The 16,148-nt window shown below is 54.3% G+C and carries 3 protein-coding genes, 4 tRNA genes, 5 rRNA genes and 1 pseudogene; 2 read left to right on the top strand and 11 right to left on the bottom strand.

Features of this window, described 5'->3' with window-relative positions:
- Positions 1-38 precede the first annotated feature (38 nt).
- The 11 genes and pseudogenes from VXM67_RS02965 to VXM67_RS02915 all read right to left on the bottom strand — a co-directional run bounded on the left by VXM67_RS02965 (position 39) and on the right by VXM67_RS02915 (position 13,526).
- Positions 39-2,930: ribosomal RNA gene (locus tag VXM67_RS02965) — 23S ribosomal RNA — on the bottom strand.
- A 242-nt stretch (positions 2,931-3,172) separates the two neighbouring features.
- Positions 3,173-3,248: transfer RNA gene (locus VXM67_RS02960), tRNA-Ala, on the bottom strand.
- Positions 3,249-3,274: 26 nt separating this feature from the next.
- Positions 3,275-3,351 (bottom strand) — tRNA-Ile (locus VXM67_RS02955).
- Positions 3,352-3,437: 86 nt separating this feature from the next.
- Positions 3,438-4,974: ribosomal RNA gene (locus VXM67_RS02950) — 16S ribosomal RNA — on the bottom strand.
- A 442-nt stretch (positions 4,975-5,416) separates the two neighbouring features.
- Positions 5,417-5,532: ribosomal RNA gene (rrf, locus tag VXM67_RS02945) — 5S ribosomal RNA — on the bottom strand.
- Positions 5,533-5,662: 130 nt separating this feature from the next.
- Positions 5,663-8,554 (bottom strand): 23S ribosomal RNA (locus tag VXM67_RS02940).
- A 233-nt stretch (positions 8,555-8,787) separates the two neighbouring features.
- Positions 8,788-8,863, bottom strand: a tRNA-Ala gene (locus VXM67_RS02935).
- A 6-nt stretch (positions 8,864-8,869) separates the two neighbouring features.
- A tRNA-Ile gene (locus tag VXM67_RS02930) sits at positions 8,870-8,946 on the bottom strand.
- Positions 8,947-9,023: 77 nt separating this feature from the next.
- A 16S ribosomal RNA gene (locus tag VXM67_RS02925) occupies positions 9,024-10,560 on the bottom strand.
- Together the 16S, 23S and 5S rRNA genes with 4 tRNA genes alongside form the textbook arrangement of a ribosomal RNA operon.
- A gap of 547 nt (positions 10,561-11,107) precedes the next feature.
- Positions 11,108-12,328 carry a CaiB/BaiF CoA-transferase family protein gene (locus tag VXM67_RS02920; RefSeq protein WP_023378069.1) on the bottom strand — a complete coding sequence of 407 codons (1,221 nt, stop codon included), beginning with the start codon at positions 12,326-12,328 and terminating at the stop codon, positions 11,108-11,110.
- A 15-nt stretch (positions 12,329-12,343) separates the two neighbouring features.
- Positions 12,344-13,526: pseudogene (locus VXM67_RS02915) on the bottom strand (acyl-CoA dehydrogenase).
- A 162-nt stretch (positions 13,527-13,688) separates the two neighbouring features.
- Here VXM67_RS02915 and VXM67_RS02910 point away from each other — a divergent pair.
- Positions 13,689-14,615, top strand: a complete 927-nt coding sequence (locus VXM67_RS02910) for a LysR family transcriptional regulator (RefSeq protein ID WP_023378066.1) — start codon at positions 13,689-13,691, stop codon at positions 14,613-14,615.
- 408 nt (positions 14,616-15,023) lie between these two features.
- Positions 15,024-16,145, top strand: coding sequence for a Re/Si-specific NAD(P)(+) transhydrogenase subunit alpha (locus tag VXM67_RS02905; protein WP_023378065.1), 1,122 nt, complete (start codon positions 15,024-15,026; stop codon positions 16,143-16,145).
- The last annotated feature ends 3 nt before the right edge of the window (positions 16,146-16,148 follow it).

Below are 16,148 nucleotides of genomic sequence, written 5' to 3'. Positions count from 1 at the left end.
CCACCGCAATCTGCGTCAGCAAATTGCTTGGGTGTTATATGGTCAAGCCTCACGGGCAATTAGTATTGGTTAGCTCAACGCCTCACAGCGCTTACACACCCAACCTATCAACGTCGTAGTCTTCGACGGCCCTTTAGGGAACTCAAGGTTCCAGTGAGATCTCATCTTGAGGCAAGTTTCCCGCTTAGATGCTTTCAGCGGTTATCTCTTCCGAACATAGCTACCCGGCAATGCCACTGGCGTGACAACCGGAACACCAGAGGTTCGTCCACTCCGGTCCTCTCGTACTAGGAGCAGCCCCTCTCAAATCTCAAACGTCCACGGCAGATAGGGACCGAACTGTCTCACGACGTTCTAAACCCAGCTCGCGTACCACTTTAAATGGCGAACAGCCATACCCTTGGGACCGGCTTCAGCCCCAGGATGTGATGAGCCGACATCGAGGTGCCAAACACCGCCGTCGATATGAACTCTTGGGCGGTATCAGCCTGTTATCCCCGGAGTACCTTTTATCCGTTGAGCGATGGCCCTTCCATACAGAACCACCGGATCACTAAGACCTACTTTCGTACCTGCTCGACGTGTTTGTCTCGCAGTCAAGCGCGCTTTTGCCTTTATACTCTGCGACCGATTTCCGACCGGTCTGAGCGCACCTTCGTACTCCTCCGTTACTCTTTGGGAGGAGACCGCCCCAGTCAAACTACCCACCATACACTGTCCTCGATCCGGATAACGGACCTGAGTTAGAACCTCAAAGTTGCCAGGGTGGTATTTCAAGAATGGCTCCATGAGAACTGGCGTCCCCACTTCAAAGCCTCCCACCTATCCTACACAAGCAAATTCAAAGTCCAGTGCAAAGCTATAGTAAAGGTTCACGGGGTCTTTCCGTCTAGCCGCGGATACACTGCATCTTCACAGCGATTTCAATTTCACTGAGTCTCGGGTGGAGACAGCGCCGCCATCGTTACGCCATTCGTGCAGGTCGGAACTTACCCGACAAGGAATTTCGCTACCTTAGGACCGTTATAGTTACGGCCGCCGTTTACCGGGGCTTCGATCAAGAGCTTCGCTTGCGCTAACCCCATCAATTAACCTTCCGGCACCGGGCAGGCGTCACACCCTATACGTCCACTTTCGTGTTTGCAGAGTGCTGTGTTTTTAATAAACAGTCGCAGCGGCCTGGTATCTTCGACCGACATGGGCTTACGGAGCAAGTCCTTCACCCTCGTCGGCGCACCTTCTCCCGAAGTTACGGTGCCATTTTGCCTAGTTCCTTCACCCGAGTTCTCTCAAGCGCCTTGGTATTCTCTACCCGACCACCTGTGTCGGTTTGGGGTACGGTTCCCAGTTATCTGAAGCTTAGGAGCTTTTCTTGGAAGCATGGCATCAACCACTTCGTCGCCTAAAGGCAACTCGTCATCAGCTCTCGGCTTTAAGATCCCGGATTTGCCTAAGATCTCAGCCTACCACCTTAAACTTGGACAACCAACGCCAAGCTGGCCTAGCCTTCTCCGTCCCTCCATCGCAATAACTGGAAGTACAGGAATATTAACCTGTTTTCCATCGACTACGCTTTTCAGCCTCGCCTTAGGGACCGACTAACCCTGCGTCGATTAACGTTGCGCAGGAAACCTTGGTCTTTCGGCGTGGGAGTTTTTCACTCCCATTGTCGTTACTCATGTCAGCATTCGCACTTCTGATACCTCCAGCAAGCTTCTCAACTCACCTTCACAGGCTTACAGAACGCTCCTCTACCGCGTCATCAAAGATGACACCCGTAGCTTCGGTGCATGGTTTGAGCCCCGTTACATCTTCCGCGCAGGCCGACTCGACTAGTGAGCTATTACGCTTTCTTTAAAGGATGGCTGCTTCTAAGCCAACCTCCTAGCTGTCTAAGCCTTCCCACATCGTTTCCCACTTAACCATGACTTTGGGACCTTAGCTGACGGTCTGGGTTGTTTCCCTTTTCACGACGGACGTTAGCACCCGCCGTGTGTCTCCCATGCTCGGCACTTCCAGGTATTCGGAGTTTGCATCGGTTTGGTAAGTCGGGATGACCCCCTAGCCGAAACAGTGCTCTACCCCCTGGAGTGATACATGAGGCGCTACCTAAATAGCTTTCGAGGAGAACCAGCTATCTCCGAGCTTGATTAGCCTTTCACTCCGATCCACAGGTCATCCGCTAACTTTTCAACGGTAGTCGGTTCGGTCCTCCAGTCAGTGTTACCTAACCTTCAACCTGCCCATGGATAGATCGCCCGGTTTCGGGTCTATACCCAGCGACTAAACGCCCTATTAAGACTCGCTTTCGCTACGCCTCCCCTATTCGGTTAAGCTCGCCACTGAATATAAGTCGCTGACCCATTATACAAAAGGTACGCAGTCACCTAACAAAGTAGGCTCCCACTGCTTGTACGCATACGGTTTCAGGTTCTATTTCACTCCCCTCTCCGGGGTTCTTTTCGCCTTTCCCTCACGGTACTGGTTCACTATCGGTCAGTCAGTAGTATTTAGCCTTGGAGGATGGTCCCCCCATGTTCAGACAAAGTTTCTCGTGCTCCGTCCTACTCGATTTCATTGATAAGAGATTTTCGTGTACGGGGCTATCACCCACTATGGCCGCACTTTCCAGAGCGTTCCACTAATCTCAAATCAACTTAAGGGCTGGTCCCCGTTCGCTCGCCACTACTAAGGGAATCTCGGTTGATTTCTTTTCCTCAGGGTACTTAGATGTTTCAGTTCCCCTGGTTCGCCTCTTGCACCTATGTATTCAGTACAAGATAACCAGCTTATGCTGGCTGGGTTCCCCCATTCAGAGATCTCTGGATCACAGTCTGTTTGCCGACTCCCCAAAGCTTATCGCAGGCTACCACGTCTTTCATCGCCTCTGACTGCCAAGGCATCCACCGTATGCGCTTCTTCACTTGACCATATAACCCCAAGCAATCTGGTTATACTGTGAAGACGACATTCGCCGAAAATTCGCATGTTGCTCAATTAAGAGCAGAACTCACAAATTTTACCTTAGCCTGACATCACACCAGTGAAAGTGCGTGTCAGTCTATCTATCACATATCCGAATTTTTAAAGAACGATCTGACAAAAGTCAGAAATCAACATTCGATCTGAATGTTCATTTCTAAGTTCTGAGCAGCTGTACAACCTGAAAGAGTGGTGGAGCCAAGCGGGATCGAACCGCTGACCTCCTGCGTGCAAGGCAGGCGCTCTCCCAGCTGAGCTATGGCCCCGTGTGTTCTAGGCCGCACCAAGTAATTGGTAGGTCTGGGCAGATTTGAACTGCCGACCTCACCCTTATCAGGGGTGCGCTCTAACCAACTGAGCTACAGACCTATAACAGGGTCGCGTTACAGCATCGTCTTTATACAAAGAATCAAGCAATTCGTGTGGGAGCTCATCAGCAGGCTGATGTCGTCGATTAAGGAGGTGATCCAGCCGCAGGTTCCCCTACGGCTACCTTGTTACGACTTCACCCCAGTCATGAATCACACCGTGGTAACCGTCCTCCCGAAGGTTAGACTAGCTACTTCTGGTGCAACCCACTCCCATGGTGTGACGGGCGGTGTGTACAAGGCCCGGGAACGTATTCACCGCGACATTCTGATTCGCGATTACTAGCGATTCCGACTTCACGCAGTCGAGTTGCAGACTGCGATCCGGACTACGATCGGTTTTGTGAGATTAGCTCCACCTCGCGGCTTGGCAACCCTCTGTACCGACCATTGTAGCACGTGTGTAGCCCAGGCCGTAAGGGCCATGATGACTTGACGTCATCCCCACCTTCCTCCGGTTTGTCACCGGCAGTCTCCTTAGAGTGCCCACCATAACGTGCTGGTAACTAAGGACAAGGGTTGCGCTCGTTACGGGACTTAACCCAACATCTCACGACACGAGCTGACGACAGCCATGCAGCACCTGTGTCAGAGTTCCCGAAGGCACCAATCCATCTCTGGAAAGTTCTCTGCATGTCAAGGCCTGGTAAGGTTCTTCGCGTTGCTTCGAATTAAACCACATGCTCCACCGCTTGTGCGGGCCCCCGTCAATTCATTTGAGTTTTAACCTTGCGGCCGTACTCCCCAGGCGGTCAACTTAATGCGTTAGCTGCGCCACTAAAATCTCAAGGATTCCAACGGCTAGTTGACATCGTTTACGGCGTGGACTACCAGGGTATCTAATCCTGTTTGCTCCCCACGCTTTCGCACCTCAGTGTCAGTATCAGTCCAGGTGGTCGCCTTCGCCACTGGTGTTCCTTCCTATATCTACGCATTTCACCGCTACACAGGAAATTCCACCACCCTCTACCGTACTCTAGCTCGCCAGTTTTGGATGCAGTTCCCAGGTTGAGCCCGGGGCTTTCACATCCAACTTAACGAACCACCTACGCGCGCTTTACGCCCAGTAATTCCGATTAACGCTTGCACCCTCTGTATTACCGCGGCTGCTGGCACAGAGTTAGCCGGTGCTTATTCTGTCGGTAACGTCAAAACAGCAAGGTATTAACTTACTGCCCTTCCTCCCAACTTAAAGTGCTTTACAATCCGAAGACCTTCTTCACACACGCGGCATGGCTGGATCAGGCTTTCGCCCATTGTCCAATATTCCCCACTGCTGCCTCCCGTAGGAGTCTGGACCGTGTCTCAGTTCCAGTGTGACTGATCATCCTCTCAGACCAGTTACGGATCGTCGCCTTGGTGAGCCATTACCTCACCAACTAGCTAATCCGACCTAGGCTCATCTGATAGCGCAAGGCCCGAAGGTCCCCTGCTTTCTCCCGTAGGACGTATGCGGTATTAGCGTTCCTTTCGAAACGTTGTCCCCCACTACCAGGCAGATTCCTAGGCATTACTCACCCGTCCGCCGCTGAATCAAGGAGCAAGCTCCCGTCATCCGCTCGACTTGCATGTGTTAGGCCTGCCGCCAGCGTTCAATCTGAGCCATGATCAAACTCTTCAGTTCAATACTGCTTGGGTTTTTAAGAAACCCTAAACTTGGCTCAGCAATCTCAAATGACTATGTGATTTCTCGCATGGCCACTTGTGATGCTGATAATCTTTGTGACTATCAGTCCGTACTCACAAGCACCCACACGAATTGCTTGATTCGATTTGTTAAAGAGCGTTTGGCTAAGAGCGTTTCGTCTCAACCGAGGCGCGCATTCTACGCTTTCCTCATTTGCTGTCAAGCGTTTATTTTGAAGTTTTTTGCGAGAAACTCGTTTAGCTTCAAACACTTAACTCGCTGCGATCTCTCGTAGCGGGAGGCGAATAATACAGCATCCAGAAATGCTGTCAACCCCCTTTTCCTTGCCAGCCCATCGGCTGTCCAGGACGAAGCATCTGCTTCTACTTAAAGACAAAACCCCTACCTGCTCGCGCAGATAGGGGTTTTGCGAAATGAATCTTGACGATGACCTACTCTCACATGGGGAAACCCCACACTACCATCGGCGATGCATCGTTTCACTGCTGAGTTCGGGATGGGATCAGGTGGTTCCAATGCTCTATGGTCGTCAAGAAATTCTGTTGCCAGAATGTCGTGTAAACACTCTTGGCCAATTCGGATATGTGAATTTGTGGTCTTGCGAACTTTCGGTCGTTTCGTCTTCACCACCGCAATCTGCGTCAGCAAATTGCTTGGGTGTTATATGGTCAAGCCTCACGGGCAATTAGTATTGGTTAGCTCAACGCCTCACAGCGCTTACACACCCAACCTATCAACGTCGTAGTCTTCGACGGCCCTTTAGGGAACTCAAGGTTCCAGTGAGATCTCATCTTGAGGCAAGTTTCCCGCTTAGATGCTTTCAGCGGTTATCTCTTCCGAACATAGCTACCCGGCAATGCCACTGGCGTGACAACCGGAACACCAGAGGTTCGTCCACTCCGGTCCTCTCGTACTAGGAGCAGCCCCTCTCAAATCTCAAACGTCCACGGCAGATAGGGACCGAACTGTCTCACGACGTTCTAAACCCAGCTCGCGTACCACTTTAAATGGCGAACAGCCATACCCTTGGGACCGGCTTCAGCCCCAGGATGTGATGAGCCGACATCGAGGTGCCAAACACCGCCGTCGATATGAACTCTTGGGCGGTATCAGCCTGTTATCCCCGGAGTACCTTTTATCCGTTGAGCGATGGCCCTTCCATACAGAACCACCGGATCACTAAGACCTACTTTCGTACCTGCTCGACGTGTTTGTCTCGCAGTCAAGCGCGCTTTTGCCTTTATACTCTGCGACCGATTTCCGACCGGTCTGAGCGCACCTTCGTACTCCTCCGTTACTCTTTGGGAGGAGACCGCCCCAGTCAAACTACCCACCATACACTGTCCTCGATCCGGATAACGGACCTGAGTTAGAACCTCAAAGTTGCCAGGGTGGTATTTCAAGAATGGCTCCATGAGAACTGGCGTCCCCACTTCAAAGCCTCCCACCTATCCTACACAAGCAAATTCAAAGTCCAGTGCAAAGCTATAGTAAAGGTTCACGGGGTCTTTCCGTCTAGCCGCGGATACACTGCATCTTCACAGCGATTTCAATTTCACTGAGTCTCGGGTGGAGACAGCGCCGCCATCGTTACGCCATTCGTGCAGGTCGGAACTTACCCGACAAGGAATTTCGCTACCTTAGGACCGTTATAGTTACGGCCGCCGTTTACCGGGGCTTCGATCAAGAGCTTCGCTTGCGCTAACCCCATCAATTAACCTTCCGGCACCGGGCAGGCGTCACACCCTATACGTCCACTTTCGTGTTTGCAGAGTGCTGTGTTTTTAATAAACAGTCGCAGCGGCCTGGTATCTTCGACCGACATGGGCTTACGGAGCAAGTCCTTCACCCTCGTCGGCGCACCTTCTCCCGAAGTTACGGTGCCATTTTGCCTAGTTCCTTCACCCGAGTTCTCTCAAGCGCCTTGGTATTCTCTACCCGACCACCTGTGTCGGTTTGGGGTACGGTTCCCAGTTATCTGAAGCTTAGGAGCTTTTCTTGGAAGCATGGCATCAACCACTTCGTCGCCTAAAGGCAACTCGTCATCAGCTCTCGGCCTTGAGATCCCGGATTTGCCTAAGATCTCAGCCTACCACCTTAAACTTGGACAACCAACGCCAAGCTGGCCTAGCCTTCTCCGTCCCTCCATCGCAATAACTGGAAGTACAGGAATATTAACCTGTTTTCCATCGACTACGCTTTTCAGCCTCGCCTTAGGGACCGACTAACCCTGCGTCGATTAACGTTGCGCAGGAAACCTTGGTCTTTCGGCGTGGGAGTTTTTCACTCCCATTGTCGTTACTCATGTCAGCATTCGCACTTCTGATACCTCCAGCAAGCTTCTCAACTCACCTTCACAGGCTTACAGAACGCTCCTCTACCGCGTCATCAAAGATGACACCCGTAGCTTCGGTGCATGGTTTGAGCCCCGTTACATCTTCCGCGCAGGCCGACTCGACTAGTGAGCTATTACGCTTTCTTTAAAGGATGGCTGCTTCTAAGCCAACCTCCTAGCTGTCTAAGCCTTCCCACATCGTTTCCCACTTAACCATGACTTTGGGACCTTAGCTGACGGTCTGGGTTGTTTCCCTTTTCACGACGGACGTTAGCACCCGCCGTGTGTCTCCCATGCTCGGCACTTCCAGGTATTCGGAGTTTGCATCGGTTTGGTAAGTCGGGATGACCCCCTAGCCGAAACAGTGCTCTACCCCCTGGAGTGATACATGAGGCGCTACCTAAATAGCTTTCGAGGAGAACCAGCTATCTCCGAGCTTGATTAGCCTTTCACTCCGATCCACAGGTCATCCGCTAACTTTTCAACGGTAGTCGGTTCGGTCCTCCAGTCAGTGTTACCTAACCTTCAACCTGCCCATGGATAGATCGCCCGGTTTCGGGTCTATACCCAGCGACTAAACGCCCTATTAAGACTCGCTTTCGCTACGCCTCCCCTATTCGGTTAAGCTCGCCACTGAATATAAGTCGCTGACCCATTATACAAAAGGTACGCAGTCACCTAACAAAGTAGGCTCCCACTGCTTGTACGCATACGGTTTCAGGTTCTATTTCACTCCCCTCTCCGGGGTTCTTTTCGCCTTTCCCTCACGGTACTGGTTCACTATCGGTCAGTCAGTAGTATTTAGCCTTGGAGGATGGTCCCCCCATGTTCAGACAAAGTTTCTCGTGCTCCGTCCTACTCGATTTCATTGATAAGAGATTTTCGTGTACGGGGCTATCACCCACTATGGCCGCACTTTCCAGAGCGTTCCACTAATCTCAAATCAACTTAAGGGCTGGTCCCCGTTCGCTCGCCACTACTAAGGGAATCTCGGTTGATTTCTTTTCCTCAGGGTACTTAGATGTTTCAGTTCCCCTGGTTCGCCTCTTGCACCTATGTATTCAGTACAAGATAACCAGCTTGTGCTGGCTGGGTTCCCCCATTCAGAGATCTCTGGATCACAGTCTGTTTGCCGACTCCCCAAAGCTTATCGCAGGCTACCACGTCTTTCATCGCCTCTGACTGCCAAGGCATCCACCGTATGCGCTTCTTCACTTGACCATATAACCCCAAGCAATCTGGTTATACTGTGAAGACGACATTCGCCGAAAATTCGCATGTTGCTCAATTAAGAGCAGAACTCACAAATTTTACCTTAGCCTGACATCACACCAGTGAAAGTGCGTGCCAGTCTATCTATCACATATCCGAATTTTTAAAGAACGATCTGACAAAAGTCAGAAATCAACATTCGATCTGAATGCTCATTTCTAAGTTCTGATCAAGTAAGCGAGTGGTGGAGCCAAGCGGGATCGAACCGCTGACCTCCTGCGTGCAAGGCAGGCGCTCTCCCAGCTGAGCTATGGCCCCGCATATTGGTAGGTCTGGGCAGATTTGAACTGCCGACCTCACCCTTATCAGGGGTGCGCTCTAACCAACTGAGCTACAGACCTATATAGGGTCTTGATCGTCTTCGACAATGAATCAAGCAATTCGTGTGGGAGCTCATCAGTAGGCTGATGTCGTCGATTAAGGAGGTGATCCAGCCGCAGGTTCCCCTACGGCTACCTTGTTACGACTTCACCCCAGTCATGAATCACACCGTGGTAACCGTCCTCCCGAAGGTTAGACTAGCTACTTCTGGTGCAACCCACTCCCATGGTGTGACGGGCGGTGTGTACAAGGCCCGGGAACGTATTCACCGCGACATTCTGATTCGCGATTACTAGCGATTCCGACTTCACGCAGTCGAGTTGCAGACTGCGATCCGGACTACGATCGGTTTTGTGAGATTAGCTCCACCTCGCGGCTTGGCAACCCTCTGTACCGACCATTGTAGCACGTGTGTAGCCCAGGCCGTAAGGGCCATGATGACTTGACGTCATCCCCACCTTCCTCCGGTTTGTCACCGGCAGTCTCCTTAGAGTGCCCACCATAACGTGCTGGTAACTAAGGACAAGGGTTGCGCTCGTTACGGGACTTAACCCAACATCTCACGACACGAGCTGACGACAGCCATGCAGCACCTGTGTCAGAGTTCCCGAAGGCACCAATCCATCTCTGGAAAGTTCTCTGCATGTCAAGGCCTGGTAAGGTTCTTCGCGTTGCTTCGAATTAAACCACATGCTCCACCGCTTGTGCGGGCCCCCGTCAATTCATTTGAGTTTTAACCTTGCGGCCGTACTCCCCAGGCGGTCAACTTAATGCGTTAGCTGCGCCACTAAAATCTCAAGGATTCCAACGGCTAGTTGACATCGTTTACGGCGTGGACTACCAGGGTATCTAATCCTGTTTGCTCCCCACGCTTTCGCACCTCAGTGTCAGTATCAGTCCAGGTGGTCGCCTTCGCCACTGGTGTTCCTTCCTATATCTACGCATTTCACCGCTACACAGGAAATTCCACCACCCTCTACCGTACTCTAGCTCGCCAGTTTTGGATGCAGTTCCCAGGTTGAGCCCGGGGCTTTCACATCCAACTTAACGAACCACCTACGCGCGCTTTACGCCCAGTAATTCCGATTAACGCTTGCACCCTCTGTATTACCGCGGCTGCTGGCACAGAGTTAGCCGGTGCTTATTCTGTCGGTAACGTCAAAACAGCAAGGTATTAACTTACTGCCCTTCCTCCCAACTTAAAGTGCTTTACAATCCGAAGACCTTCTTCACACACGCGGCATGGCTGGATCAGGCTTTCGCCCATTGTCCAATATTCCCCACTGCTGCCTCCCGTAGGAGTCTGGACCGTGTCTCAGTTCCAGTGTGACTGATCATCCTCTCAGACCAGTTACGGATCGTCGCCTTGGTGAGCCATTACCTCACCAACTAGCTAATCCGACCTAGGCTCATCTGATAGCGCAAGGCCCGAAGGTCCCCTGCTTTCTCCCGTAGGACGTATGCGGTATTAGCGTTCCTTTCGAAACGTTGTCCCCCACTACCAGGCAGATTCCTAGGCATTACTCACCCGTCCGCCGCTGAATCAAGGAGCAAGCTCCCGTCATCCGCTCGACTTGCATGTGTTAGGCCTGCCGCCAGCGTTCAATCTGAGCCATGATCAAACTCTTCAGTTCAATACTGCTTGGGTTTTTAAGAAACCCTAAACTTGGCTCAGCAATCTCAAATGACTATGTGATTTCTCGCATGGCCACTTGTGATGCTGATAATCTTTGTGACTATCAGTCCGTACTCACAAGCACCCACACGAATTGCTTGATTCGATTTGTTAAAGAGCGTTTGGCTAAGAGCGTTTCGTCTCAACCGAGGCGCGCATTCTACGCTTTCCTCATTTGCTGTCAAGCGTTTATTTTGAAGTTTTTTGCGAGAAACTCGTTTAGCTTCAAACACTTGACTCACTGCGATCTCTCGTAGCGGGAGGCGAATAATACAGCGTTTTAAAACGCTGTCAACCACCTCTTTCAGCGCTTCCGATTGCTTTCTAAACGCTCAACCTGTTGATTAACAAGGAGTTTTTCGTTTCGACTGCGTCGGAAGTGGGGCGCATTATAAGGGGATTCGAGAGGCCGTCAACCTTTTAATTCCAAGAAACTTCAATACCGCTTAAAAAGCCAAGCGGGGAGGCCTGACGGCCTCCCCGCTTAGCGCTCACCTTCCATCACCTCAAAGCACACCCGCATCACGCAATCGCTGGACCTCACCCGCATCCAATCCCAACAGCTGATGCAATACGGCCTCGGTGTGCTCACCCAACAGAGGCGGCGCATGGCGGTATTCCACTGGTGTCTGCGATAACCGAATGGGACTAGCCACCTGGGGCACCTTGCCTGCCAACGGGTGATCAAGACTCACTGACAACCCTCGAGCGACCACCTGCGGATCCTGGAACATCTGCGCCAGATCGTTGATCGGCCCACACGGCACGCCTGCTGCCTCCAGCTGACTGACCCACTCGGCCGTGGTCTTGAACACAGTAGCCTGACGGATCAATGGGATCAGCTCGGCCCGGTTGGCGACGCGCTGCTTATTCGTTGCGAAACGCGGATCGTCAGCCCACTGTGGCTGCCCAGCCACTTCCGCAAACTTGCGGAACTGCCCATCGTTGCCCACGGTAAGGATGAAATCGCCATCCGCGGTCGGGAAATCCTGATAAGGCACGATATTTGGGTGAGCGTTGCCCAACCGCTTTGGCGGGATGCCTGTCGTCAGGTAGTTCATCGCCTGGTTGGCCAGGCAGGCCACCTGCACATCCAGCAGCGCCATATCGATGTACTGCCCGGTACCGGACTGGTCGCGGTGGGCGAGGGCGGCGAGTATCGCCACAGTGGAGTACAACCCGGTCAATATGTCGGTCAGGGCCACACCCACCTTTACCGGACCCGCCCCCTCCTCACCCTCGGGTCGCCCGGTCAGGCTCATCAGCCCACCCAGCCCCTGGATCATGAAGTCATAGCCAGCACGCTTGGCATAAGGCCCTGTTTGGCCAAACCCGGTAATCGAACAATAGATGAGCGTCGGGTTCACCGCCTTGAGGCTTTGATAATCCAACCCATAAGCCGCTAGCCCGCCGACCTTGAAGTTCTCGATGACGATGTCCGACTTGGCCGCAAGCTCACGCACCAGGCGCTGCCCCTGGGGCTGCGTGAAGTCGATGGTCACCGATCTTTTGTTGCGGTTGGCCGAGAGGTAATAAGCCGCCTCGCTGGTGTTTTCACCTTGGACGTCCTTCAGGAAAGGAGGCCCCCAAGCCCTTGTATCGTCGCCGCTGCCTGGCCGCTCCACCTTGATCACATCAGCACCAAGGTCGGCCAGGATCTGGCCGGCCCAGGGCCCGGCCAACACACGCGAAAGGTCTAGCACCCGCAGATGTGAAAGCGCGCCCATGGGCTGGCTCCTCGATCAGTAGAAGGCCTGAATGCCGGTCTGCGCACGCCCGAGGATTAGCGCATGCACGTCATGCGTGCCCTCGTAGGTGTTGACGACCTCCAGATTCACCAGATGACGCGCAACCCCGAATTCGTCAGAGATGCCATTGCCACCCAACATGTCGCGCGCCATGCGCGCAATGTCCAGGGCCTTGCCACAGGAGTTGCGTTTCATGATCGAGGTAATCTCGACGGCGGCCGTGCCTTCGTCCTTCATACGACCCAGGCGCAAGCAACCCTGCAGCGCCAGCGTGATTTCTGTCTGCATGTCGGCCAGCTTCTTCTGGATCAACTGGTTGGCAGCCAGTGGGCGCCCGAACTGCTGACGATCCAGAGTGTACTGGCGCGCAGTGTGCCAACAGGCTTCAGCAGCCCCAAGGGCGCCCCAGGAGATGCCGTAGCGTGCCGAGTTCAAGCACGTGAACGGGCCTTTCAGGCCACGGACATCCGGGAAGATGTTTTCCTCAGGCACGAAGACGTTGTCCATCACGATCTCGCCGGTAATCGACGCACGCAGGCCAACCTTGCCATGAATCGCCGGGGCACTGAGGCCCTGCCAACCTTTCTCCAGGACGAAACCACGAATATCGCCCGCATCATCCTTGGCCCACACCACGAACACATCGGCGATCGGGCTGTTCAGTGATCCACATCTTGCTACCCGTAAGGCGATAGCCGCCTTCAACCTTCTTGGCACGGGTAATCATCGAACCTGGGTCGGAACCATGGTTAGGCTCGGTCAACCCGAAGCAACCGACCCACTCACCGCTGGCCAGCTTGGGCAGGTACTTCTGCTTTTGTGCCTCGGTGCCGAACTCGTTGATCGGCACCATCACCAAGGACGACTGAACACTCATCATCGAACGATAGCCCGAGTCGATGCGTTCCACCTCGCGGGCGATCAGGCCATAGCACACATAATTGAGACCGCTGCCACCGTACTGCTCCGGGATGGTCGCACCCAGCAGGCCGACCTCGCCCATCTCGCGGAAAATCGCTGGGTCTGTCCGCTCATGCCGGAAGGCTTCCAACACACGGGGCGCCAACTTGTCCTGGGCGAACTGATAAGCGCTGTCACGCACCATGCGCTCTTCTTCAGTGAGCTGCTGATCGAGCAGCAGTGGGTCGATCCAGTTGAAGCTTGCTTTACCAGCCATGAGCGAGATCCTCGAAATAGGGGAGGTAGTTCTTGTGCCCTTGATCCTAGGCCTGATCTGCACCCTCTACAAACGAGGATTGCGCACCATTAAGTGATAATTTGTCACTCCGTAGCCAGCAGACTCCTTATACCGCCTGCCGAACGAGTGAGGTTGACGTACATGCGCCGCAAGATACCCAGTACCGCCGCCCTGGTTTGCTTCGAGGCAGCAGCCCGCCACGAAAGCTTCACCAAGGCCGCACATGAACTTGCCCTGACACAAGGCGCCGTTTGTCGGCAAATAGGCGGCCTGGAGGCATTCCTGAACGTCGAGCTGTTCCGCCGCTCTCGACGCGGCGTAAAGCTAACCGAGGCAGGTTTGTCCTACAGTCGGCAAGTCGCCGCGCAGCTAGACGCGGTGGAACGCGATACCTTGTCGGTCATGCGCCAGCAGGGCGCGAACGTAATCGAATTGGCGGTGGTGCCAACTTTCGGCACACAGTGGTTGCTGCCCCGACTCAAGGACTTCCAGCAGCGCACCCCCGATGTCACCGTCAACCTGACCAACCGCACTCGGCCCTTCCTGTTCGCCGATACAGCCTTTGACGCCGCCATCTATTTTGGTGATGCCGATTGGCCTGGTACCCAGGCTCACCGCCTAATGGGCGAAAATCCAGTCCCTGTGTGCAGCCCAAACCTGCTGGGCGGGGAGGGCAGACTGGACGCGCGGCGCATCGCCGAGCTCCCTTTGCTGCAGCAGACCACCCGCCCCTATGCCTGGAGGCAGTGGTTCGGCAGCCTGGGCATTAATGTCGAAGGCGACATGACAGGCCCACGCTATGAACTATTCTCCATGCTTGCCCAAGCAGCCATGCATGAGATGGGGGTTGCGCTCATCCCTCCATTTTTGATTCAGCACGAGCTGGATGAGGGTAGGCTGGTGCAGGCCAATGGGCACGCACTGACGAGCGACAAGGCCTATTACCTCATGATCCCTGAACGCAAGGTCGAATCCGCTTCCCTGCGCGCATTCCGCGACTGGCTACTGCAACAGGCGCAACTGTTCACGGCAGCGCAGACGGGCAGAACGCCTTCCCGACCTTTGTAGTCAATTATTTTTAACACCTACAGATATAATTATTTGTCGCAAAACAGCAAACTGTTCAGGTGAACCGAAAAAGCTGCTGAAAGCTGCCAAGGACGCGGCCTCCAGCAGTATTTGCGACATTTGCAGGCCTGTCAGCGAAATCTCTGCAAAAAATTTCAAAATTTCCCCTAATCTGCCAATTGCCCGTATTTGACGGGCTGCATCCCGCCCCTTGCGACATACGGTCACAGGGTGACTTGTAGTTTTAAGTTCGTATCGCTTCAGAACCGGTTGAAGGGCTCCGGGTTCGCCTGCAAAATGCTTCGCCCGCCCGTAAACAGGCGGCTCGGCGCTTATCGGCCACACCAGCGCACCACCCGTAGTGCGCTGGATTCACAAAGACAAAAGGTCACCGCAGGAGACAAAGTCGTGCACATTGGTGTTCCTCTCGAGACGCAGACCGGTGAGACAAGGGTCGCTGCGACCCCAGAAACCATCAAGAAACTGATTGGCCAAGGCCATCAGGTCACCGTCCAACGGGGGGCAGGGCTTAACGCCAGCATTCCGGACAGTGCCTATGAGGCCGTGGGAGCTTCCCTGGGAAGCGCTGCCGATGCCTACGGCGCCCAATTGGTCCTCAAGGTCGTTGCCCCCAACGACGAGGAGCTTGCGCAGATCAACAGTGGCAGCCTCCTGGTGGGCATGCTCAACCCCTTCAACAACGAGCTGATCGCCAAGATGGCCGAGCGCGGTATCACCGCCTTCGCCCTGGAAGCCGCACCTCGCACGTCACGGGCTCAAAGCCTCGACGTGCTGTCGTCGCAAGCCAACATCGCCGGTTACAAGGCCGTGCTGCTGGCAGCTCACCACTACCCGCGCTTCATGCCGATGCTCATGACTGCCGCCGGCACCGTGAAGGCCGCCCGTGTCCTGATTCTTGGCGCAGGCGTAGCTGGCCTTCAGGCCATCGCGACGGCCAAACGCCTGGGGGCAGTGATCGAGGCTTCGGACGTTCGCCCCGCGGTGAAGGAGCAGATCGAGTCGCTCGGCGCCAAGTTCATCGACGTGCCCTACGAAACCGATGAAGAGCGTGAGTGCGCCGAAGGGGTAGGCGGTTATGCGCGTCCGATGCCGGCCAGTTGGATGCAGCGCCAGGCTCAGGCCGTACACGAACGCGCCAAACAGGCCGACATCGTCATCACCACCGCACTGATCCCCGGCCGCAAGGCACCGACCCTGCTCAGCGCCGAAACCGTGGCGCAGATGAAGCCGGGCTCGGTGGTCATCGACCTGGCAGCCGCCCAAGGCGGCAACTGCCCGCTGACCGTTGCCGATCAAGTAGTGATGGAGAACGGTGTGACCATCGTTGGCCCCACCAACTTGCCCGCTCAAGTCGGTGCCGATGCCTCGGCGTTGTACGCACGCAACCTGCTGGACTTCATGAAGCTGCTGTTCGACAAGGACGGCGCGCTGGTCATCAACCTCGAAGACGACATCGTCGCGGCCTGCCTCATGTGCCGTGATGGCCAGGTCGTCCGCAAGAACGGCTAAGGA

This window comes from Pseudomonas sp. Rh2 (genome assembly GCF_040762985.1).
In the GTDB taxonomy this organism is placed as follows: Bacteria; Pseudomonadota; Gammaproteobacteria; order Pseudomonadales; family Pseudomonadaceae; genus Aquipseudomonas; species Aquipseudomonas taiwanensis.
The sequence above is the reverse complement of the archived record's forward strand: the minus strand, read 5'-3'. Positions and strand labels throughout refer to the sequence as shown.

Bases quoted from the DNA above. Each gene is read 5' to 3' on its own strand.
- VXM67_RS02920 (WP_023378069.1), bottom strand. From the start codon at position 12,328: ATGGGCGCGCTTTCACATCTGCGGGTGCTAGACCTTTCGCGTGTGTTG.
- VXM67_RS02910 (WP_023378066.1), top strand. From the start codon at position 13,689: ATGCGCCGCAAGATACCCAGTACCGCCGCCCTGGTTTGCTTCGAGGCA.